Origin of the sequence: Pseudoalteromonas sp. Of11M-6, assembly GCF_022347905.1 — a bacterium.
Classification (GTDB): Bacteria; Pseudomonadota; Gammaproteobacteria; order Enterobacterales; family Alteromonadaceae; genus Pseudoalteromonas.
Genome location: NZ_JAKRFW010000045.1, coordinates 33917 through 56650, shown reverse-complemented (window position 1 = coordinate 56650; position 22734 = coordinate 33917). Strand labels below are relative to the sequence as shown.

Annotated in this window: 14 protein-coding genes; 4 read left to right on the top strand and 10 right to left on the bottom strand. The window is 43.7% G+C overall.

The window, feature by feature from the left end; all coding sequences use genetic code 11:
- Positions 1 to 54: 54 nt before the first annotated feature.
- Positions 55 to 1128, bottom strand: a complete 1074-nt coding sequence (locus MHN32_RS18715) for an efflux RND transporter periplasmic adaptor subunit (RefSeq protein ID WP_239422500.1) — start codon at positions 1126 to 1128, stop codon at positions 55 to 57.
- A 14-nt stretch (positions 1129 to 1142) separates the two neighbouring features.
- Positions 1143 to 4253 (bottom strand): efflux RND transporter permease subunit, encoded by a 3111-nt coding sequence (locus MHN32_RS18710; RefSeq protein ID WP_174169947.1) that lies wholly within the window; start codon positions 4251 to 4253, stop codon positions 1143 to 1145.
- Positions 4254 to 4538: 285 nt separating this feature from the next.
- Between MHN32_RS18710 and MHN32_RS18705 the strand changes: the two genes are divergently transcribed.
- Entirely contained in the window at positions 4539 to 5003 is a 465-nt protein-coding gene (locus tag MHN32_RS18705; protein WP_102057251.1) for a hypothetical protein, read from the top strand.
- Between the two features lie 62 nt (positions 5004 to 5065).
- Here the strand turns inward: MHN32_RS18705 and MHN32_RS18700 are convergent, their stop codons facing one another.
- The 7 genes from MHN32_RS18700 to dinG all read right to left on the bottom strand — a co-directional run bounded on the left by MHN32_RS18700 (position 5066) and on the right by dinG (position 10771).
- Positions 5066 to 5860, bottom strand: a complete 795-nt coding sequence (locus tag MHN32_RS18700; RefSeq protein ID WP_010606571.1) for an NPP1 family protein — start codon at positions 5858 to 5860, stop codon at positions 5066 to 5068.
- Between the two features lie 100 nt (positions 5861 to 5960).
- On the bottom strand, positions 5961 to 6122 hold the full coding sequence (locus MHN32_RS18695; RefSeq protein WP_010606572.1) for a DUF2496 domain-containing protein: 162 nt from the start codon (positions 6120 to 6122) through the stop codon (positions 5961 to 5963).
- Complete coding sequence (locus MHN32_RS18690; protein ID WP_010606573.1) at positions 6119 to 6391, bottom strand: late competence development ComFB family protein; 273 nt, start codon at positions 6389 to 6391, stop codon at positions 6119 to 6121. Before MHN32_RS18690 ends, MHN32_RS18695 begins: the two co-directional genes overlap by 4 nt.
- Before the next feature lie 27 nt (positions 6392 to 6418).
- On the bottom strand, positions 6419 to 7324 hold the full coding sequence (locus MHN32_RS18685) for a histone deacetylase (protein WP_010606574.1): 906 nt from the start codon (positions 7322 to 7324) through the stop codon (positions 6419 to 6421).
- Positions 7324 to 7923, bottom strand: coding sequence for a primosomal replication protein (locus tag MHN32_RS18680; RefSeq protein ID WP_010606575.1), 600 nt, complete (start codon positions 7921 to 7923; stop codon positions 7324 to 7326). The genes MHN32_RS18685 and MHN32_RS18680 overlap by 1 nt, the downstream gene beginning before the upstream one ends.
- The gene (locus MHN32_RS18675; protein WP_010606576.1) at positions 7920 to 8699 is read right to left on the bottom strand and encodes a TSUP family transporter; all 780 of its coding nucleotides are present in this window, start codon (positions 8697 to 8699) and stop codon (positions 7920 to 7922) included. Before MHN32_RS18675 ends, MHN32_RS18680 begins: the two co-directional genes overlap by 4 nt.
- Positions 8700 to 8701: 2 nt before the next feature.
- Entirely contained in the window at positions 8702 to 10771 is a 2070-nt protein-coding gene (gene dinG / locus MHN32_RS18670) for an ATP-dependent DNA helicase DinG (RefSeq protein WP_102057249.1), read from the bottom strand.
- 167 nt (positions 10772 to 10938) lie between these two features.
- Between dinG and MHN32_RS18665 the strand changes: the two genes are divergently transcribed.
- From MHN32_RS18665 to MHN32_RS18655, 3 genes are all read left to right on the top strand, one after another.
- A complete protein-coding gene (locus tag MHN32_RS18665) occupies positions 10939 to 13275 on the top strand; it encodes a DNA polymerase II (protein ID WP_239422499.1) in 2337 nt (778 codons plus the stop codon).
- Between the two features lie 381 nt (positions 13276 to 13656).
- Positions 13657 to 16524 carry a TonB-dependent receptor gene (locus MHN32_RS18660; RefSeq protein WP_010606579.1) on the top strand — a complete coding sequence of 956 codons (2868 nt, stop codon included), beginning with the start codon at positions 13657 to 13659 and terminating at the stop codon, positions 16522 to 16524.
- Positions 16525 to 17017: 493 nt separating this feature from the next.
- On the top strand, positions 17018 to 19933 hold the full coding sequence (locus tag MHN32_RS18655) for a TonB-dependent receptor (protein WP_174169953.1): 2916 nt from the start codon (positions 17018 to 17020) through the stop codon (positions 19931 to 19933).
- A 188-nt stretch (positions 19934 to 20121) separates the two neighbouring features.
- Here the strand turns inward: MHN32_RS18655 and MHN32_RS18650 are convergent, their stop codons facing one another.
- The gene (locus MHN32_RS18650; protein ID WP_239422498.1) at positions 20122 to 22458 is read right to left on the bottom strand and encodes a helicase-related protein; all 2337 of its coding nucleotides are present in this window, start codon (positions 22456 to 22458) and stop codon (positions 20122 to 20124) included.
- Between the last annotated feature and the right edge of the window lie 276 nt (positions 22459 to 22734).

Here is a 22734-nt window from a genome sequence, read left to right as displayed (position 1 = left end):
AAAATGAGCCGCTCGTCCATGAGTGAGCTCATTGGGCTAGTAACTGGTTTGTTATTAAGGGTTTGTCACCTCGACGTCTTGTCCTGTTTGCAGGCGCTCAGCACCGCGAACGGCGACTCTATCACCGGCATGTAAGATATCGCTGGTGCGGGGAGTAATTTCCACCCATTGGCCTTTGCCATTGCCGACGGTGACAGGAATTTGTTCGGCTTTATTTTGCTCATCTATTTTGACGATATGGGTGCCTTGTTTACGTAATATTAAGGCGTCCCGGTCAACCAGCAATACGGCTTGTTTGCTGGTGAGCGGCACCGCTACATCAACTAATTGACCAATTGCCCACCTATGGGTTTGATCTGCTGCGAGTGTTGCACGCACTTCAACGGTTTGTGAGCGCGGATCGGTTGAGGGGATCACCGCTGTGACTTTTGCTGACGTGTTATCTGGCTGCGATAAATCACCAGAACGGATTGGCAGCGCTATGCCTTTTTGCAAAAACTTTAAGTATTTAACGGGCACATATAAGCGAACTTCAAGATGATGGATATCTAATATGGTGAGCAGTTCGTCGGCGCGGTTTATTTCTCGACCCGCGCGCTTAAAACGTTCACTGATAACGCCATCAAATGGTGCACGGACCGTTGCGCGAGTCAACTTATCGTCAATAACCTTAAGTTCGACTTCTGCTAAGGCGATATCCGACAGCGCTAGGTCATGTTTATTTTGCATTTCATCGACTTGACTCTCTGCCGCACTGCTGGCTTTTGCGAGCTTCTTTAATCGAGTCAATTCTTGTTGATATAAGCGTAAATTGATCTTGGCTCGATTTAATAATTCGGCTTGGCGGGCCTTATCGAGTTCCAGCGGAAGTGTGTCCATACGTACTAAGATTTCGTCTTTTGCGACACTGGTACCGGGTTCTGCTACGTACAACAAACGGCCACTAACTCCGGCGGTCAGCGTCACGTCGTCTTTCCCATACAGTGTGCCACTAACTTCAATTTCGCTCGTGAGAGGGGCTTTTGTCACTTCTGCGACGGTGACTGGCACCACGGCGATGGCTTGTGGCGCAACGATCCCAGCACATAGTGCTAGGGCCTGAAGTGTCTGTTTTATCGGGTTTTTCATTCTGTTCTCACTACTTACTGATTGGCAACTAGGCTGAGCGGGGCTTTGGCCGTTGATTTGTTTGTTTCGGATGGCGGAGTTTGCCGCCCAAGTTGCAATAAACTCGGCATCAACACTAAGGTAAATAGTGCACTGATAGCCATGCCACCGACGATGACGGTCGCAAGGCCGCGGTAGATTTCTGAGCCTACGCCTGGCATGAGCATTAGTGGCAGCATGCCAAACAGACTGGTTAAGGTGCTCAAGTAAACTGGCCTTGCTCTTAGTAACACCGCTTGTCTGACCGATGCTTCACGGCTCATACCCGATGCCATCGCAACGCGAGTCTGATCCACCAGCAAAATGGCATTATTAACGACCAGCCCAAGCAAGATGATAAAGCCTATCATGGTCAGTAAATCCAAGGACTGGAAGGTAAAGAGGTTTAAGATATACAGAGCCAGCACGCCACCTGCGATAGCCAGTGGCATCACTAACAATACCAAGGCGCTGTCTTTGGCGGACTTGAACAGCGCGGTCATTAACAAGAACAAAATGAACAACGCGAGGACAAAATTCAACGCCATTTCTTCCATTGCAGAATTCATCTTTTGTGCATTTCCCGCCAAAATAGCACCCGCACTGGCCGGCAGGCTTGCGCGCACTTTTGGCATCACCTGTTCACTCAAGATGGTTTGCACTTGCTGCAGGCTCATATCAGCCGGAGGCGTGACAACAATGCTGACCGTGCGACGACCATTAACACGCCGCAGTTGCGTCGGGCCAACTGTACGTTCTATATTTGCCAACTCGCCGAGAGTTTGAATTCCTGACTGAGGGGTTACGATAGGCAAGGCTTTTAGTTCCTCAGGGCTTTGCCAAGGGATACCACGAAGAATAACGTTCATACGCTCGTTACCATCAAAATACTCATTGACGAATAATCCACCGGTATAAGCTTGTACCGCTTGAGATACATCTCGACGCGTTAATCCCGCTTGGGTGATCCGACGATCGTTAGGCGTTAATCTAAGCTCTGGCTCTGCCATATCCAATCGCGGCTGAGGTCTGGCCGTTGCCTCAGGGAGTGCGGTTTGCACAGCTTGTAGAGCCACTTGAGCAGCTGAGATTAAGTCGTCCATATTGGGACCTGTAAGGTCAATATTGATATCGCGACCATCGCCGCCATTGGCGACTTGGATCATGGAGCCGCGAAAGAAAAATACTTGAGTATCGGGAAGGTCAACGAAGATTTCTTCTCTGGCCACTTTCATCAGTTCTTCAACACGTTGAGGGTCGGCTGAATAGATAAAACCGCCAGCATTAGAGCCAAACGCATAGAAATTAAAGTCTTTAATACCAGGTTCTTTTTCGCCTTGGTAATAGGGCATTAAGCGTTTTTTCACGCGCAGCAGCAATTCTTCTTCCATAAACTGTACGTTGCCACCAGGTGGTGTTACTAGGTTAAAGAAAAAGCCATCGGTGGGGGCTCTTGGCATAAAGTCAGTTTTTGGCAGCATGGTCATGGTTGCAACCACCGAGCCACCCAGTAATACGCCAATCCAAGTAAGTTGCTTTACTCTGTTATTGGTCAACTTCATGATGAAGTTGGTGAGCTTTTGCCAGTATTGATGATAAGGATCTGGTTTTAGTTCAGAGTCTGGCCACAAATGGTTTGCCAGTGGAATAAGGGTAATAGCACACAACATTGACGCAATAACGGCAATCGAGAGTGTCAGTGCTAAATCAGAGAATAGCTGTCCCTCAATACCCGCCATAAAGAGAATAGGTAAAAAGATGGCGACGCTGGTGGTTGTCGAAGCAAATAATGCTCCTGTCACTTGGGCAGCTCCTTTTAAGGCGGCTTTTTTGTTATCGAATCCTTCAGCTCTTAAGCGTGAGATATTCTCTTGGACTATGATAGCGGCGTCTAGTACAAGGCCCACTGCAAATGCCAATCCCGCCAACGAGATCACATTTAGACTACGGTCAAAGATATTAAGTGCGAGAAAGGCGACCATCAATGAAATGGGGATTGTAGCTGCAATCACCAAGGTTGCTTTTAAGCCTCTAAAAAATAGCCACAGAATTAAACAAGATAAGAGTACCCCAAGGCCTAAGTTACTTTTTACTAAAGAAAGTGCATTACGAATGTGGACGGAGGCATCAAAGCTGAGCTCAATCGATAAGCCATTTTCAGCCAGCGGCCCTTGGTTTAATTCATCAATTGCAAGGTTGATTTCATCAAGCAAGGCAACGGTATTTGCTTCGTTGGCCCGAGAGAGCCGAATATAATAGGCCGGTTTACCATTGCGGCCACTCATGCCCAAACGGTCTGAAAAGGTGCGCTCAACACTTGCAATATCACCTAAGTAGATTGGCCTGTCCCCAGAGTAGCCGACACGCATTTGAGCCATACTGGAAAGGTCATATTGGCCAGTGAATCGCACGGTATATTGACGACGCCCAACGTTGGCAAGACCTCCAGAGGTATCGCGAGAGCTTGCAAGCACATTACTGATTTGATCTAAACTAATACCAAGCGCGGCGGCTTTGTGCGGATCAAAAGTAACACGCAGCTCTTTTGGCCGCTCACTCGCTAGATCGACACGTGCCACGCCGGGAATACGTGCAAGTCTTGGTTCAATAAACTCGTCGATTTGCTTTTGAAACTGCGCCATATCAAAATCGAGACTATTTGCCTGGTAGTCTTTGGGCGTGACCAGCAAAGTGGCTGCTGCTTCACCGTTATTACCGCCGGCGAATACGACTGGGTCTAGCGCATCAAGTGGCAACGGTGGGGCTTGATTTAAGCTTGTTAGCACATCTAGCATCGCTTGTTGCATATTTGCACCCACCGCAAATGTTAGCGTAATAGAGCCATTACCACGATTGATGTTGGTATTAACCTCAAGTGCGCCAGGTGTGTTTTTTACCGCATTTTCTAGCGGTTCGATGATCACTGATTCTATTTCTTCTGGGGCGGCTTGGCGCCATCCCGAGAAAATCGTGATCTGTGGTTGCTCAATATCTGGCGTCAACTGAATGGGCAGTTTAAATATACTTAACAGCCCAAATAAAATAATTAACACCAAGATGACAATTACACTCGCTGGGTTTTTTAGCGAACTGCGTGTCACATTCATCGGTACGTTTCCAATCTTGCTTTTTCTGCATTGTAGTGTGATGTAAAAAAAGTGCCAGTAAGGTGAAATTTACGTTTGCTAAAGCTAGCGCTAAATTGGCAAAAATAAGCGATAAAGTGCGGTTCTGTAATACCTTGTAACGCTTTTTTATAGTTTGAAAAACTTTTTGATCTGAATTAAAGGCAATTGAACTTGCACTAGTAAGATCAATAGAAGTGGCTAAACTTAGCTGGGCATGATCAGTTCTTTGCAATAATTGATAAATGATGTTCAAAAGGAGGTTATATGTACGTTGCGTTGAAATGGGACCATATTATCGGGGCACATTTTGTGCAGTGGATTGTCGTAAAGTGCAATGGTATATCGGATAAATTTGGATTACCTCAAGCCTTACCACCTAGGCGTGATATTGCCTATTTCACTGATCCTCAATCGGCGGAGCAAGATGCTAAACAATTTGCGGATTACAAAAATACCGGGCAAATGGCGGATATTGAAAAAAAATACTCACCTAATTTGGGGGAGCACCATGGCTTTTGTCACTATGCGTGGGATCACACCTATCTCGGTGAATTAGTAAAGCACGCTGTGCTCTATTGGGAAGATGGCAAACACTTCTCACCTGAGCCATATCGAAGCGATATTGCTTATTTTATCGATCCGCAAACAAGTGAAATGGATAGTATTTTCTTTGCACAATATAAACTAGAGCGAGCAAGGTTGCTTAGGCAGAAGCAAGACGCAGGCTAATACCAATTGGTATAGCATATCGACTCACCTCATCGATTGATGAGGTGAGTTTGTCTAAGCAGTTACTGAGCGTTGTCTATATCACTTTGCGCGTAAGTTGGGTAGTCACTTGGTTTAAAGCGATTGAGGTTATTGAGGAAACGACTGTCTTTAACGGGCAAGGTGGCGGAGCCATAATCATATTGATTGAGCTTTTCTCGTAATGCTGTGTTCGAAATTCCATCTCCAGCCATTTTGTACCAACTGATGATAGCGGGTGTGACAAAGCGGTGATAGTTGTTTTCAGCGATTTCGTTTGATTTGGCAAAGCGCAGTGCATGGGTCAAAATGCCGTCTTTATGATAGACAATTTTTAAGTGGCCATTTTCGAATGGTAGCTCATTAGCAGGTTTAGTGAATAAGTCGCCATGTGCGCTATAGCTACCATGTGTAACTATCCCATCTCGAGTCCATACCGCTGCATATTCCCAGTCATGGCGGTGACCACCACCAAAGTAGTCAAACACTTGGTCTTTTTTGAAGTAAAGTGCATAGAAGTGTCCACAATACTCGCCGTTAGTTGTTGTTTTACAGGCGTAGCGGTGCACAGTATTAGAGGTATTTAAAAATTGATTATCTCTGCAATCTCCTGTGATGCGGCCCGATGTTTTTAGCCCTGAATTTTGCGCGCCAGTTCTACTGATCCCAGCACTCGGCAGGCAACCATCACCATCAAAATCAAACACAGGTTCAGTACCGTTGATAATGTAGGGTGCTGGGAGGGCTTCGTCTAATGCAGCAAAGTCATTGGCGTAAGCATATTGTGCAGACGCAGCAATAATCGCGAGGGACAATAAAGGGAGTTGTGTTGTTGTCATACAGCTTTCCTTAATAAACGCGGTTGTGCCGTTTTGCACAACCGCTATTGATTAGAATCTAAGGTTAAAAAATAAGTATGACTTAAATGTATATTTAATGTTAAGTTTTTTGTTGGTTATTCAGCTTGTTTTGAAAGTCAGATCTGACAATTTCAAGTGCAGCCATGACTTCCTCCGCAGGAAGATCATGCTCCTCTAACAACATAATGAGGTCGACGGCAAGCTTTACATGAGTTGGCGCTTGTTCTAAAGGGGTACTCATACTTGAAATTGTTCCTTTTTAGCGATTTGTGAAATGGCAAAATCAATCGCACGCTCTACCGCCTGTTCCATTTTTACACGCTCGGGCTGAGGCAGGTAAAACTCCATATCGACATCGTAGCGAATATAACGCGATGGTAGTTGGTTCAATACAGTACAACAAAAGTCAGCCATTACGTCTTCATCATAAATTTTATCTAACTTACGACGGACGATATGTTCGACGACCAGCTTCTCATAATAATTATGAATATCATCATGTAACTTCATACAGCCTCCTGCACATTCCTTTTAAGTTTATATCATAATAGCGGGGTTATCGAACAAAGCCAAAAAGGTTTGTTGATGTATATCTACAAGATGATCAACGTCGCGCTGGTAGCCCCCACCCAGAGCAAAAGCTAATGGGATATTGAGGTGATGAGCATACTCAAAAACAATCGAATCTCGAGCCCTAACACCTTGCTTTGAAACACTAAAGTGTCCTAGTTCATCGCCTTGATAGACGTCTGCACCAGCGTTATAGAGGATGATGTCTGGCTGGTATAATCGAACCGCTAGTTGTAAGGCTTCGCGGACGGTTGCCACATATTGCGCATCCTGTGTATTCACAGGTAAGGCAAAGTCCAAATCGGATTGCGGTTTAATGCGAGGAAAGTTACTTTCACAGTGGATGGAGCAGGTAATGATATCGTTTCTATCTGCAACGATCGTTGCTGTGCCATCGCCTTGATGCACGTCACAGTCAAAGATCAGCACTCGCTCAACCCGTTGATGGGCAATGAGCGTTGCCGCGACCACCGCCCAATCATTAAATATGCAAAAGCCGCTGCCAAAATCGCGATGTGCGTGATGATAGCCGCCGCTTAAGTTTGCTCCAAATCCATATTCGAGCGCATACTTTGCTGCCGCTAAACCGCCACCTAGAGAAATCAAAGTGCGTTCAACTAGTTGCTCACTCCAAGGAAAGCCCATTTTCTTAATTGCTTTTTCGCTCAACGTGCCGTTTAGAAAGCCATCAACGTAATTACTGTCGTGGCAAAGTTGCAGTGCATCAGCTGTGATTTTTTGCTCGGGTTCTTTGATAAATTTAGCAAATCTACTGGCGTTTATTCGTTGGTATAATTTTTTATACTTGCTGATAGGGAAGCGATGCTTTTCAGGCAGGCTCAACTCGCTATAAATAGGGTGGTAGTACAGCATTAACGGCTCTGACTTTTCTCAACTTCTTGAATTTTTTGCTCGGTGGCGGAAATGGCTTTTCTACAGCGGCCAAGGCGGGCATGAAGGGCTAATATTTCGGCATTGAGTTTGGCAGCTTGAGTGGGATCTGCTTTGTCCATCTGTAGTCTTCTGAGATCAATCATTTCTTGCAGTCGACGCTCAAATTCATGATTTTGTGACAGCTCCTGATATAACTCATGGGACGACTGCATAATCTTCTGCACTGCCTTCTTATACACTTTGGCTTTTTTTGGTGTATTCAGTTTGTTTTCTTTCGCCCAGACGGGGGTTGATTTTAACACCTTCAACACGGCTTCCATTTGTGAACCTATCCGCTCGATGGCAAATGTAAAGGCGTGGCGCTGCGCACTTGGCGGCAGGTGGGACATTGCTTCTGCTATTTCTTCAACATAGTCGCTGAGCTTTAAGCTTTTAGTTCGAAATACACGGGCATCAAATAAGCTGGGCTGTGCCTGCATATAACGATTCTTATCAAACCATTTCGCGGAGTCAAATTGCGCTGCTTGTTGCTTTAAGCGGCTGACTTGTTGCTCAAGCTTGATAAGCCCTGTGCTCACGAGAAATAAGCCTCAAAAATGAGCTTGCCAGCAAGTACAATAACCACAGTGTTAAAGAGTGGTTTGATTAGTTTGTTGCCAAACTTAATCGCAGAATGCGCACCAAGCCAAGCTCCAAACATTAAAAAGGCGCCCATGGTGATACCCAGCATAAAGTTAACATGACCCAAGGCTACAAAGGTGATAAGCGAAATAAAGTTGGAAACAAAGTTCATTGAACGAGCAAGACCACAGTTTAAAAGTAAGCTCATTTTATAGAGCATACTGTTAGACGCAGTCCAAAACGTGCCAGTACCAGGTCCTGCCATACCATCAAAAAATCCCAACGATAAACCTTGCGCCCACTGCTTGATTTTGAGTGCTCGATTCGCTTCTGGCAAAGTATGGGAATCTGTTGGGCTTAGCCTACCGACTAAGCTATAAATTGCGACAGCGATGATAATAACGGGGATAAGTTTATTTAAAAACTCGATACTTAAAAAGTCGACAAGTAATGTGCCCAATACGGCACCTATCGCAGTGGCAATAATAGAGCCAATCCAAAAGCTAGGTTTGAATAACTGCTTTTTGTAGTAGGTAAAGCTCGCGGTTAAGGAGCCAAAACTCGCGGCGAGCTTGTTGGTACCTAAGGTTAAATGCGGAGGAAGGCCAGCAGTAAGCAAAGCTGGTACGGTTAGCAGCCCACCACCACCTGCAATTGCATCAATAAATCCAGCAGCCAGTGCGACTAAGCAAAGTAACCCCCAAGTTGTGGGATCTAAAGCGAGTTCAAACATTATTAATCAATTTGCCTTTTGTATGGTGGCAGAGTATCAAGCATGGCTTTGCCATAACGTTTTGTAACTAAACGTCTATCTAAGATGGTGATACGGCCGGAGTCTGATTCTTTACGCAGCAGTCTACCACAGCTTTGTACTAATTTCTTTGCAGCATCGGGTACCGTGATAGATAAAAATGGATTCCCCCCTTTACTTTGCACGAATTCCGCTTGGGCTTCCTCAATAGGGGACGTTGGCACGGCAAAAGGGATCTTAGTCACCACGAGGTTCTCTAAGTATTTTCCGGGTAAATCTAGTCCCTCGGATAAGCTTTGTGTACCAAATAAGATACTGCCACGACCTAAGTCGATATTTGCTTTATGACGAGTGAGTAGGGCGTCACGGGAAAGCTCACCCTGTACCAAAATATTGAGATTTTTACCTCTTAATTTTTCTACCACATGATTCATTTGCCAATAAGAAGCAAACAGTACAAGGTTAGCTTTACTGGTGTCTAAATAGGTTGGCAGGGCATCCGCTAAATAATCGCTAAAGGCTTTATCCGTTGGATCTGTTTGGGTTTTTGGCAAATGCAATGTCGCTTGATTGGGATAATCAAACGGAGAATCAGCCTTGATATATTTAACACCAGGCTCTTTTGCCAGCCCACTTTCGTGGGCGAAATGATCGAATGTGCCCAAAGCACTGAGGGTTGCGGAGCAGAGCACCGCGCCTGCACACTCTCGCCAGAGGTGATCCTTCAAATAATAGCCGACTTCAATCGGACAATCGCAAAGTAAATGGTCGTGATGGTGTTTGTATTCTAAGCGTTTTATCCACCTTGCATGTGGCACGCTGTCGCCTTTTCGAGCATAGCTAAACCAGAGTTTGTTGAGTTGCTCAAGTCGGTTGATATATTGACCGCTTTCAACCAATAATGGGTCGGCTAAAAAAGCTTGTACATCGCCGTCTGAAACATCGCCCGACAGAGCATCATGCATCTTGGTAAGGCAACGCAGTGCATCTTGCGTGGCATCCGCAATATCTTTTGCTTTTACGGTGAGCGCTTCAGGTACTTCGCCATGACTAAAGCGGTAGGTATCGTCATCGTTATAAGTAAAGTCGCTCTGATCGAGTATATCCCTTACCGCTCTAAGGTACTTCGCAGCGTCATTGGCTGCATCATTCAGTTTGAAATTCTGCCCAATGGCTTTTTGCGAAACCACGGTGTTTGCCATCTTTCCGCTAAACTTAAGTAGCTTTTCAAGCCACTCGATAGTGCCTTTAATCGTTGCCGCTGCAGAAGAAAAATCTCTGGTAATATGAGGCAGGTGGTGCGCCTCATCAATTACGTAAAATGTTTCTTCTGGTTCCGGTAATATCGTTCCGCCACCTAGTTCTAAGTCGGCCAGTAACAAAGCGTGATTAATCACCAACACATCCATTTGTGCAATCTTTTGTCGAGCTAAATGAAAAGGGCATAAGTGATGAGATTTTAGTTGCCGTTGGCAGGCGTGTTTATCACAAGCGATAACATTCCAAACTTTATCTGGAATTGTGTCTTCCCAGCTATCTCTATCACCTTGCCAGCGCTTTTCTTGGTAAGCAAGTGCTAACTCTCTTAAACACCTTTGCTCCATTTGAGAAAGCGGACTGCTGGTTGTCGGCATCATCGACATTTGCATCTCATCATCGCTGACGGCAGCCATCAGTTTTTGTACACAGATGTAGCGTTGACGGCCTTTTACGAGGTCAAATTTAAAGTCTATGCCTGAATGTTCTTTTAAAAATGGCAACTCTTTGTTGATCAGCTGTTCTTGTAAAGCGACGGTTGCAGTCGAGATGACGAGTTTCTTTTTACTTGAGAGTGCAACAGGAAGCGCGCCGAGTAGATAGGCTAAAGATTTTCCAGTACCTGTTCCTGCTTCAATCACGCAAATACGTTGAGTGCGGTGATAATCACCAGAGAGTGTTTTTGCGATTTCGGCGACCAGATAATTTTGACTCGGACGAGGACGAAAGCCATCTAAAGCGGAGGCGACATTTTGATGTGCTTGGCGGATGGTTTTTTTTAGTTTGTCTGAGAGCATAATCTATTTAGCCTAGAGTTCTGATATGAAGCAAGCCTACCACTTGAGTCTCGATTTTTAGTTAATCACTGCGTTAACGGATAGGTTTTATTCTGTTTGTGACTTTATGTTCAATAAACAGGTGGATATAATTACAGTGATTCGTCTATTTTAGGGTGGTATTGGAGTTGGCACAAGCGATATATCAGGGCTTTATTTTATCGAGACAGCAGATGCAGGTAAATGGCCAACTGCGCTTGTGTTATTGGCTCAAATCGCAACATCAGTTACTCAAGGTGTGGGTAGAGGATGAGCAGCCACTCTTTTTCATTAAACAAGATAAAAAAACGGAAGTAGAGCTGCTGCTAAGTCGCGCTCAGTTGCAGTTTAGCATCTCGCCAAGTCAACTAAAGCACTTCGATCAAGCTCCTGTTTGTGTTGTGAAATTTCGCACCTTGAATCACTTCTATGAGGCAAAACAGCTACTTGAAAATAAAATCGCGTTATATGAAGAGGATATTCGCCATTCCGACCGCTATTTAATGGAGCGCTTTATTCGCGGAGCTGCTTGGGTCAAAGGTAAAGCCACGCAAAAACCGGGCTATATCGAAATTACTCAGGCGCAATTTAAGGCTTGTGATGATTATAGGCCACACCTTGAAATGCTTTCTATCGATATAGAATGTAACGGCGAGGGAGTCTTATTTTCGGTGGGTTTAGTGACCGATAGCAAAAAGCTGGTGATCATGATAGGTGAGGCGCAACATGCTGCCGTCAATGTCGTTTGGGTTGAAGATGAAATTGCGTTATTAGAAGAGCTGGTCAAGCAAGTGAATCGTTTAGACCCTGATGTGTTAATCGGGTGGAACGTGATTGAATTCGATGCCGCAATACTTGTGGAACGCGCGCAGGCTAACGGCGTCGCACTTGCGATAGGGCGAGATGGCGGAGTGATGTCGACTTTCAAAGGTAACTATACCCGGGTGTTTATTCCGGGGAGGGTGATGCTAGATGGCATCGATATGATGAAAAATGCGACCTATCACTTTGAAACATTTAAACTGAGCTTTGTGGCTGAGAAGATTTTAGGTACTACCAAGCTTATCGCACAGGATGACAGGCTTGAGGAAATCATCAGGCAGTTCCATCATGATAAACCGGCGCTCGCAGCGTATAACTTACAAGATTGTCAATTGGTGCTCGACATTTTTAGCAAACTAAACTTACTTGAATTTGCCCTCGCTCGAACTCAGTTGACGGGTTTGGAACTCGAGAAAATGGGCGGCTCAGTCGCTGCGTTTACCAACTTGTATTTACCGTTACTGCACCGTAGCGGTTACATTGCACCAAATTTATCTGAGCATGGTATTAACTTTGACAGTCCCGGCGGTTATGTCATGGACTCAAAGCCAGGCCTCTACCAAAATATTTTGGTACTCGATTTCAAAAGCCTTTACCCCTCAATTATCCGCACTTTTTGCATTGACCCTATGGGGTTAATAGAAGGATTACAGCATCCTGAACATGCCATAGAGGGCTTTAATGAAGGTAAATTTAGCCGCACAGAACATCACTTACCGGGTTTAGTCGCCGCGCTCTCCAGCGCACGTGAGCAAGCTAAATTAGACAAAGACATGATGCTCTCACAGGCGATTAAAATCATCATGAATAGCTTGTATGGCGTACTTGGTTCAAAAGGCTGTCGCTTTTACGATCCTCGTCTTGCGAGTTCAATAACGATGCGCGGTCATCAAATAATGCAACAAACGCGAACCTGGATTGAACAGCTTGGATATGAGGTGATCTACGGCGATACCGACTCAACTTTCGTCTGTTTACCCGAGTCTTTGCGTAGCGAAGCGTGCCAAGCAATAGGCAAGCAGCTGATGATAGAAATTAACGAGCGCTGGCGCGTTTTACTTACGGAAAGCTTTGGTCTTCACAGTTATTTAGAAATAGAGTTTGAAACACATTATAGCCCATTCTTTATGCCCACCATTCGTGGTCAAGAAGTCGGCTCTAAAAAGCGATATGTTGGGCAGATCACAGATCTTGGCGAGCAAAAGCTGGTTTTTAAAGGAATGGAGACCGTGCGTAGTGATTGGACGGAAATTGCAAAGGAATATCAACAAGCAATTATTCGCGCGCTGTTTGACGGGCTCGACACCGTTGAGATCACTCATCAATACATAAATGAGATTTTCGCTGGAAAAGTAGACGAAAAACTCATTTATAAAAAGAAGCTTGGTAAGTCTGTTGAGTTATATACAAAAAATATCCCTCCTCAGGTAAAAGCGGCGAAACAAGCTATCGAAGATGGATTGTTGCAAACTGCTAAAAAGGGGGCGCAAATACCGTATTATTTAAGTACCGATGGACCCAAGTTCGCGCAGCAAGGCAAGCTCGTAGATATTGATTATTATCAATACATTGAAAAACAAATTCTTCCTATATATCAGATGCTTCCAAATGCATCTAAGCTATCAATCCGTTCCGATGGGCAACAAAGTTTCGATTTGATTTAATAGGGATCGTGCTTTCAAATTGCAGCCACCTTCAAGTCTCAAAATTAATTGATCAGCAAAAACACACTAAAATGAAGTTCCTTTTTTGTTAACTAAAATGGTGTGTTTCACCTTATTTTCATAGTTAGTCCCGTTTTTGTGGATTTTTATTTTTATCAAGCTCACGGTTGTGTAGTTTTGTTATTTTAATTCAATACCTTACGTTGTGGTTTGTTTGTGCCTGCAATTGGTAATTGCAAAAAATGGTATAATTAACCTTGATCATTACTCGGGTGTTTGTTTAATATCTTGCCCCTAATGTTGCCAATTTAGAAATTAACAAGGCGACAAAATAATAATTAATACAAGCTGTTTACAATAAAACAATCCAGGGTGATTCACATGCTAAACAATAAGTTAACTAAGGCGATTCGCTTAGCGATCGCGTTTGGTGGCGCTAGCGCTGCCGTGTTTGCAACCAATGTAGTTGCAGAAGAAGAAGGCGCGAAAAGCGTTGAGCGTATTGAAGTTACAGGTTCTCGCTTAAAGCGCACCGACCTTGAATCTACTGCCCCAATTACTGTTATCGGCGGCGAAGCGCTTGGCGATATGGGTATCAGTAACGTTGGTGAATTTGTTCAATCAAACCCAGTTATGTCTGGATCACCAGCAACAACAACGCGTAACAACGGCGGTAGTGGTGGTGTATTTGTAGAACTACGTGGTTTAGGTTCAGAGCGTACGCTAGTACTTATCAATGGTCGTAAGCCTGTAAGTGCAGACTTCCAGAATATTCCTGCTGCGATGATCGACCGTATCGAAATTCTAAAAGATGGTGCTTCGGTTGCGTATGGCTCGTCAGCAATGGCTGGTGTTGTAAACATCATCACCAAAAAAGAACTTACTGGTGTTGAAGTTAAAGCAACAACGTCTTGGTATGACATGTTTAGTGGTGGTAAAGAGCAAAGCTTCCAACTAGTTGGTGGTAAAGAGTTCGATGCAGGTCATATCACAGTAGGTTTCGATTATACCAAGCAGGATCCAATCTATCAGGGTGATGTGAAAGATGTTAACTTCTTCCAATACCCTTGGCAGGTGCTCTCAGAAGAAGGTGCTAAGAGCTTTTACGAGAACGGTTTAATTCCAGATGGTGACAATGCGAACGTATTCATTTTAGGGTCTGGTTCTACTCCTTGTGGTAATTTCTACGTTGAAGGTAAAGGTAACTTTACCAACGACAAATGCCCAAGTGGTGGTGACGGTAAGCCTTCTCTAAGCGACATGCGTCCATTTGTCGGCGGTGGAGAGGTAAACGATACTTACAATTACAACCCAGTAAACTTAATGCAAACACCTTTTGAAGTCGTTAACTTCTTTGTTGATACTTCATTTGAGTTAAACGATGACCTTGTTGTATATACAGAAACACGCATCAATAAGCGTACCTCAAAACAGGAACTTGCGGCTGTACCTTTCGACACAGCCTATGACCCAGGCTATGTAGTTACACTGTCAAATGGTTCGACGGCTAACGGTGTGTCAGCTGATAACTACTATAACCCATTCGGTGAAGATGTTTATCGCTCTCGTCGTCGTATGCTAGAGGGTGGTCGTTACTTTGAACAAGATTATGTTCGTTTCCAACAAGTTGCAGGTCTAAAGGGCGCAATTAACGATAACTGGCAGTTCGATGCTTACTACAACTATGGTGCAAATAGCCTTCAAGATACTGACTTTGGTCAGCTATACGGTCCACACCTAGCAAAAGCTTTAGGCCCATCATTCAAAGATGACGCTGGCAATGTGGTATGTGGTACGCCTGACGCACCTATTTCTGATTGTGTATCGTTAAATGTATTTGGTGGCCCAGGAACTGTGACGCAAGAGATGCTTGACTACATTACTGCTCCACTAGGCGATCACTATAATGATTCATTCCACCAAGTTCGTGTTGACGTGTTTGGTGAGCTATTTGAAGTCCCAGCAGGTTATGTTTCAAGTGCATTTGGCCTTGAGTATTACACCACTGAGTTTGAACAAGTAAATGATTCTGGTAAGTTCTTTGATTCAGTGACTGGTAACACTAGTAAGCCACTAACAGGTCTATCTAAGAACTACACAGCTGCATCGGCAGAGTTCTTGATCCCACTAGTTCGTGATTTAGGTGTTGAATCTGCAGATTTAACGCTAGGTGCACGTTATGACGACTTTAGCACAACTGGTTCAAACTTCTCTTGGATGGCTAAAATTGAGTCAAACATTTTTGATGGCTTAAAGTTCCGTGCAAACTATTCCGAAGTATACCGTGAACCAACGCTAAGCGATTTGTATTCGCCAGAGCTTGATTCATTTGAAAGCGCTTCAGATCCGTGTTCTGCGGCAAACATTGGTGGTTTATCTGCAGCCGGTCAGGCTAAATGTCTTGAAATGGGGGCTCCAGCAGGCGGTCACAACAGTGCTGACGCGCAAGTTCGTACACGTTTAGGTGGCAACACAGGTGTTCAATCTGAAGAAGGCGAAACATTCACTATTGGTTTTGTGTGGGCTCCTGATTTTGTTGAAAACTTAGGTGTCACTATTGATTACTGGGATATCAACATTGAGGGTAAAATTGGTTCTCTAGCAACTGATGATATTCTGCAGGGTTGTTATGCTGGTCTTATCGAAGATATGTGTGCAAAAATCTCACGTGGCTTTGATGGTTCAGTTGACCGTGTAGACAGTCGCACTACAAACTTACAAAGTATGACTGCTCGCGGTATCGACCTTGATGTGAATTATTCATTTGACACAGACTTCGGTGCATTTGTTGCTAGCGTATCATGGACTCACTTCTTAGAGCGTGGAGAAGAAAACTTTGATGGTGAAACAGGTACATTTATCGTTGAAGATCTAGTTGGCAGATTTGAAGATGACACGTCTTACTTTGAAGACAAAATCTTATTCAATCTACGTTATGACCTAGACAACCTACGTGTTGTGTGGGCTGCAAACTATCAGTCTGGTCTTGAGTACGGTGATCTAACTTACATTAAGCGTGATAATTACGATTCACTAGCAGGTTTAGTTGCTAAAGTTGATTCATATGTGTATCACGATTTAACAGCACAATACTCATTTGACACGAACACAACGGTGCAAGCCGGTATTCGTAACCTAACGGACGAGCTACCTCCTTATATTGAAACAGCGTTCAATGCGAACACTGATGAAAGTAACTTCAAGCTATTCGGCCGTCAGTTCTTCTTGGGTGTAACTCAAAAGTTCTAAACAAAGTTTAGCATTTCGACTCAAGTCGGCCTCAAATCGAGGCCGACTTTTTGTCTCAAAAATAAGTCCGAGTCCGATCTCACTAAACACTTTTCCTTAACAACTCCAACAGCGTATTGATTGCTTTTACACAGTGATGCTTACAATGAACAACTGATACATAGCAACACTTGATGGTCTAGTGCGATTTTTGTCCCCATATTGTTGCGCAAAGAAGGAAAGTTTGCGATGAATAACAAAATGGGTAAAAAAAGTGAACTTATTTTTAATTTTATAACTTCATGAGTTATAAGGAGAAATTTGATATTTTATGTTAAAGTAGTGGTGTTTTACGTTTATTTTATGAAATGATTGTTGACCCTATGTTGGTACTAAAAGTAGTATAACCTTCGATACGATAAATCGACCAACTTTGGAAACAGGATTTGATTAATATTAAATTATTGTTTTCATATGGTTTTTGTATATATAAAAATAAAATCAGGGATCAATCATGTTTAATAATAAAGTAAGCAAAGCTGTTCGCTTAGCATTAGCTTTCGGAGCTGCATCAACAGCAGCATTCGCCAGTACAGCTGTTTCAGCTGAAGAACAGCAAGCCGAAGAAGGCGAGAGCGTTGAGCGCATCCAAGTAACTGGTTCGCGTATCAAGCGTTTTTCAGAAGTTGCACCTACTCCAGTTACTTCTATTACAGGTGTTGAGTTAGTAAACGCAGGTATTACTAACGTTGCAGACCTTCTTCAAAAACTTCCAGCTTCAGGTGTTGGTTCATCTCCAACAACTACTACAAACTCTATCTTCGGTGCGGGTATTAATACCACTGACTTACGCCAATTGGGCGAGGGTCGCACACTTGTACTTGTAAATGGTCGTCGTTATGTTGGTGCTTCTGTAGATAACCCTGCTGTAGACTTAAATGGTATTCCAACAGAAATGATCGAACGTATGGATGTTGTACACGGCGGTGCATCAGCAGTATACGGTTCTGATGCGGTTGCAGGTGTTGTAAACATCATTTTGAAGAAGTCTCAAGATACAATCGATTTTAACTATAAAAAATCTACTCCAGAACAAAGTGGTGGTGGTTCAGAATTCTTCTCATTCACTTTTGGTGATGAGGGTGAGAAAACAAGCTTTATTACAAGTTTGTCATACTCAGAAACAGAGCAATTGTCAGCAGAACAGCGTGACTTTTTACGTAACCCAGTAACGACTTTACGTAACCCAGACAACACAAGTGACAAAGATGGCTTGCCAGAGCGTGTACTTGCCGATGGTAAATGGGCGCAATACGGTGGACTTCAAACTTTAGGTATTTATGACCGTGCTGGTGATGCTTTTCTACCTGATGGTCACTTTGTATTTGGTGACAACGGGGAGCTAACTCCATTTGCGACAGGTGGAGGTCCACAGCCAGCTCCTAACGATCAACACCGTTATTTCGGTGATGAATTTGCTAATGGTTATAAATTTATTGAACACCAATATTTGGCAACGCCACTTAGACGTTTCAACGTATTTTCAAATGTTGTAAATAACTACCATGAAGACCACTCAATGAACTTCGAGATCTCATTCTCTAAGGCGAGTGCGTATTCTGAAAGTAGCCCAATTTTCTTATATAGTACCCTACGTGCGGATAACGCATTTTGGCACCCAGATGCAAAAGCACAGTTTGCAGAGGCAGGCTACGAAGATGACGACACAATCGGAGTCTATAAACTAGCTCAGGGCTTTGGTAACCGTACTTATGAAGATGATCGTACTTCATTAAACACGACGCTTTCTTTCCAAGGTGTTTTGCTAGATGACTATGATTATGAAGTCTATTTCAGCTATGGTCGTAATAAAAACGACACAGTTTGGAATGGTGAATTCCTAGAAGAAAATTACAATAACGCGATCGATGCTGTGTTGATTGATGGTGTTGTTCGTTGTGCTAACCGTAATGAAGAAGGTGAACTTTTAGGTGCGTTGGATGGCTGTCAACCGCTTAGTCTGTTTGGCTTAAACGGTGCTTCTCAAGAAGCGATGGATTATGTGACTACATCGGCTTCAATCTCGAAAGTGAAACAACAGCAAATTATCGGTGGTGTACTATCTGGCTATGCGTTCGAAATGCCAGCCGGTGGCGTATCGTTTGCACTTAGTGCAGAGCACAGGAAAGAAACTGGTTCTAACAAACCAGGAGCTGCGATGCAAAATAACCTAGTATTTGGTAACTTTGTATATGGCTGGGAAGGATCTTTCACGGTTGATGAGATTGGTCTAGAGACTTCAATCCCTCTACTAGCAGACGCGCCATTTGTTGAGTCGTTGAGCCTAGAGCTTGCAGCTCGTTACATGGACTACTCGTCTGTTGGTGATAATGTTGCTTGGAAGGTTGGTTTCAACTATGCGGTAAATGACCAGTTACGTTTCCGTGCGACTAAATCGCAGTCAGTTCGTGCTCCTTCATTATCACAAATTCATGCAGCGGGTACTCAGTCATTTGCTCCGTATAGAGATCCATGTGACCAAGTTGAAATTGCAACCGCTGATGCTGAAAAGAAATCGAATATTATCGCAAACTGTAAAGCCGCGGGTATCCCTAACCCAGGTCCTTTAGAGTCAAATTGGAGACCATCTGTTGATTGGCGTGGTGTTACACCTCCAAGTGTGAATTCTGGTAATCCAAATCTAAAAGAAGAGACTTCTGACGATACATTGTTTGGTTTTATCTATACACCGACAGAAGACTTAACGTTAATTGTTGATTACTGGAGCTTCGATGTAGAAGACGCTATTGCATCTCTAGGTGCGCAGCGTGTGGTAAACGATTGTTACGAGGCATCGAGCCTTGATAACACATCTTGCGAGTTAGTAGACCGTGACCCAGCGACCAAAGAGATCTCAATTGTACGTAATGCACCATATAACTTAGCGTCTTATGCACTTAAAGGTGTTGATATCGAGTCAACATATAAGTATGAGACTGAGTTTGGTTCATTTGATTTCCGTCTACTTGCTACATACTTAGAGCACCGCGAGTTTAACACTGACGTTGCGAACGAAGAGTATGAATTTAACCCAACAGTTGGCGAAGTTAGATACCCTCGCTGGCAAGGTAACTTGACGATTGGCTACACATACGATGATTTGTATGTTGGTCTAATTGGTAAGTATCGTCATTCGACAGTAAACGATAGAAAGTGGACTGCTGAAGTCAATAACTACAATGACGTTCCTTCATATACTGAGTGGACATTGAATGCTCGCTATACAGTTAATGAAATGATTGAGGTCCGTGCTGGTGTAGCTAACCTATTTGATATTACACCACCGAGAAATCCAGGAACATATGATGAAGGTGAGTTCTTTGATGTTTACGGCCGTCGCCTAAACGTTGGTCTTAATATCCGATTCTAAAAATGAATTAACATACAAAAAGGGCTAACTTTGGTTAGCCCTTTTTTAATATCACTCTAGCCAGAAGTTATTTCTTAATACAAGGCAAATTTGTGCGTCAATAGCTGGCCTATTGCAAGCAAATTTAACGCAGTAGTAAGGGATAATAGCTGCTAAAGAACAAGTTACTATCCCGAGTTCAGGTTAAGTTAAGTCACATCGACTACTTTACTCGCTTTACGATAGCGTATTTTAAAACCACTCCAGGCTGGCAATTCCCACCTCTTTGGTGCGCCTTTCCTTGTACCGTTGATATGAGTAAGCTCGATTCTTTTTCCTTTAAAGTTATAGCTTACCGCCATAGTCAGCTCTGGAATTGACCAGGTTAGCGGAAACTTTTCAATAAACGGTGTTAATTCCCACGCTTCAATTTCTTTGAATAACAAGTCTTGTTCGCTGATTAGTTCTATATCGTCATAGCTTTCTATACCAAGGGCCGTTAGCTTGTCACTTAAAAAGGAGTTGAGTGTGGGCACAAGTTCATCGCGCTCATGAAATTGGTAGAACAATGCAGTTTGCTCAATACTGGCTTCTATTTGCTTGGCCAAACCTGAAAAGAGCGTATTATTATGGATAAGAAATACTAAGGCATAAACAACATCCTTAGGCTTTTCAAGGCGCTTAGTTTGTTGGCCTAAAACCTCGTCACTGTAATGTGTAATAAACTCACCCCAAAGCTCACCATTATCAATATGGGCAGAGCGCAATGTTTGGTTGCCGAGGCCCATTTCAAGTAATTGCTTTTTCGTTAGTAGCGCATTACACATCGCGAGCGTCTTGGCTTGTTTGGTACCTTTACCTGCGAGAGAAAAAGTATCTAATACCAGTAATGCTTCTGCCTGTCCCGAGACGCGAGTATGGTTTGAAGGCATGACTTCAGCTAGGCCATTGTTAAAGCCGTTGCGACGGTTTTGCTTATTAATATAAACCCAGTGTGGCATTAGCTTAGCTAACTCAATGACCAGTTTGTCATGGTCAAAACTAGCTGCCTTATCTAAAGGCGGTAGTGCAAATGCTTCACGCAATTGCGTGCTAAATTGCTGTACTTCTGTGAGCGCCTCAGGCGTAATATCAATTAATTCTTCAGTTTGTCCTCTCACCACCGCGATAGCGATTTCTATATCTGAGCCTCGAGTAAATCGGCTATTTAATCTTGTTAAACGCTCTACATCATTAGGTAGCTGGTAGACTCGGGCTGGCACAGACAGTAGCGAAATAAGGTCAATAGCCGCTTGGCGTAGCGTGTTTGAAGCCAATTTATGGAGCACATAACCAAACTCAAAATCGACTGGTAGCGGGTACAGCAGCTTGCCAAGCGGAGTTGCTATATTTTGTTCATCAATGGCTTCTAATGTAATTAGCTGTTGTGTAGCTTTATTTAGTGAGCTTTCAGGAAGTGGGTCAATAAAATCAATAGACGAGACGCCTGTTGTTGCGCAGCCCGCCGCAAGTACAAGCTCTGTCAATGATTCTCTTTGGATCTCAGGCGGGGGGCTGTCTATCAATGGCGCGTATTGGCCATATAACCGGATACATAGTCCCGGTTGCGTGCGTCCTGCGCGTCCTAGACGTTGCTTTGCCGAATCTCTTGCAATCGCATCTAAGCCTAATACGGTTTTTCCAAGGCGCAAATGAGTACGACGCTCAAGCCCTGAGTCAATCACGCAAGTGACATTGGGAATAGTGAGCGAGGTTTCGGCAACATTGGTTGCGAGAATAATTCGACGTGTACTTTGTGCGGTTAATGCAATGCGCTGAGCTTCTGGGCTGCAGCCACTATATAAACCAACGATAGTCGCTGGCAGCGCTTTTACTTTAGCTAAGCTTGCTTGGATCTCGGCCTTGCCAGGTAAAAAGACCAAAATATCGCCCTGGCAATGTTCCAATGCGTATTGGCAAGCTGCAAAAACTCGAGTATCGAGTTGCTCTTTTTGGGGCATAGTTCTTGGATCGGGCGCGTGAAAACACTCTTCAACGGGGTAAATGAATCCTTCTGACTCGAAGATAGGGGCGCCTAAATAAGAGGCTAATTTTTGGCTGTTTAACGTCGCCGAGGTAACAATTAGTTTGTGTGATTGAGCCTGCTTTAAGAGCGCTAATAATAAGTCCATGTCCCAGCGTCTTTCATGAAACTCATCCAACATAACGACGCTGAATTCTGCAAGTTTGCTCTCAAAAAACCACCTTAATGCCACACCAGGTGTTGCATAAACTACCTGAGTGTCTGGTGAAAACTTCCCCTCAAACCGAATAGCAAAGCCCACCTTTTCACTAAGCGGTGAGCCACTTTGAGCCGCGACATATTCAGCTAAAGAGGTACAAGCAATACGCCGAGGCTCAATGACTAATACTCTGCCATGTTGTGAGGCCCAGAGCGGAAGTTGGGTTGATTTGCCAGAACCTGTTGTGGCACATACAACAATCGCATTTTGTTCGCTTAGTGTTTGAGTAAACTGAGGCTGTAAAGATTCAATGGGTAAAGACATAGCAGTTCATTTGCATTTTTTCGCCATAGTAACAAAGTTTGCTTGAAAAAGTCGGAGTCAGTACCAATTAATATTTGACGGATTATTCAACCTGAACTCGGAATAAGAAGTTAGGGAACTGATATAAAATACGCCTTCTAACATTATTCAACTCTAGCCAGATGTTCTTTCTTAATACAAGGCAAATTTGTGCGTCAATAGCTAGCCTATTGCAAACAAATTTAACTCAGTAGTAAGGGATAACAACTGCTAGAGAACAAGTTATTATTCCTAGTT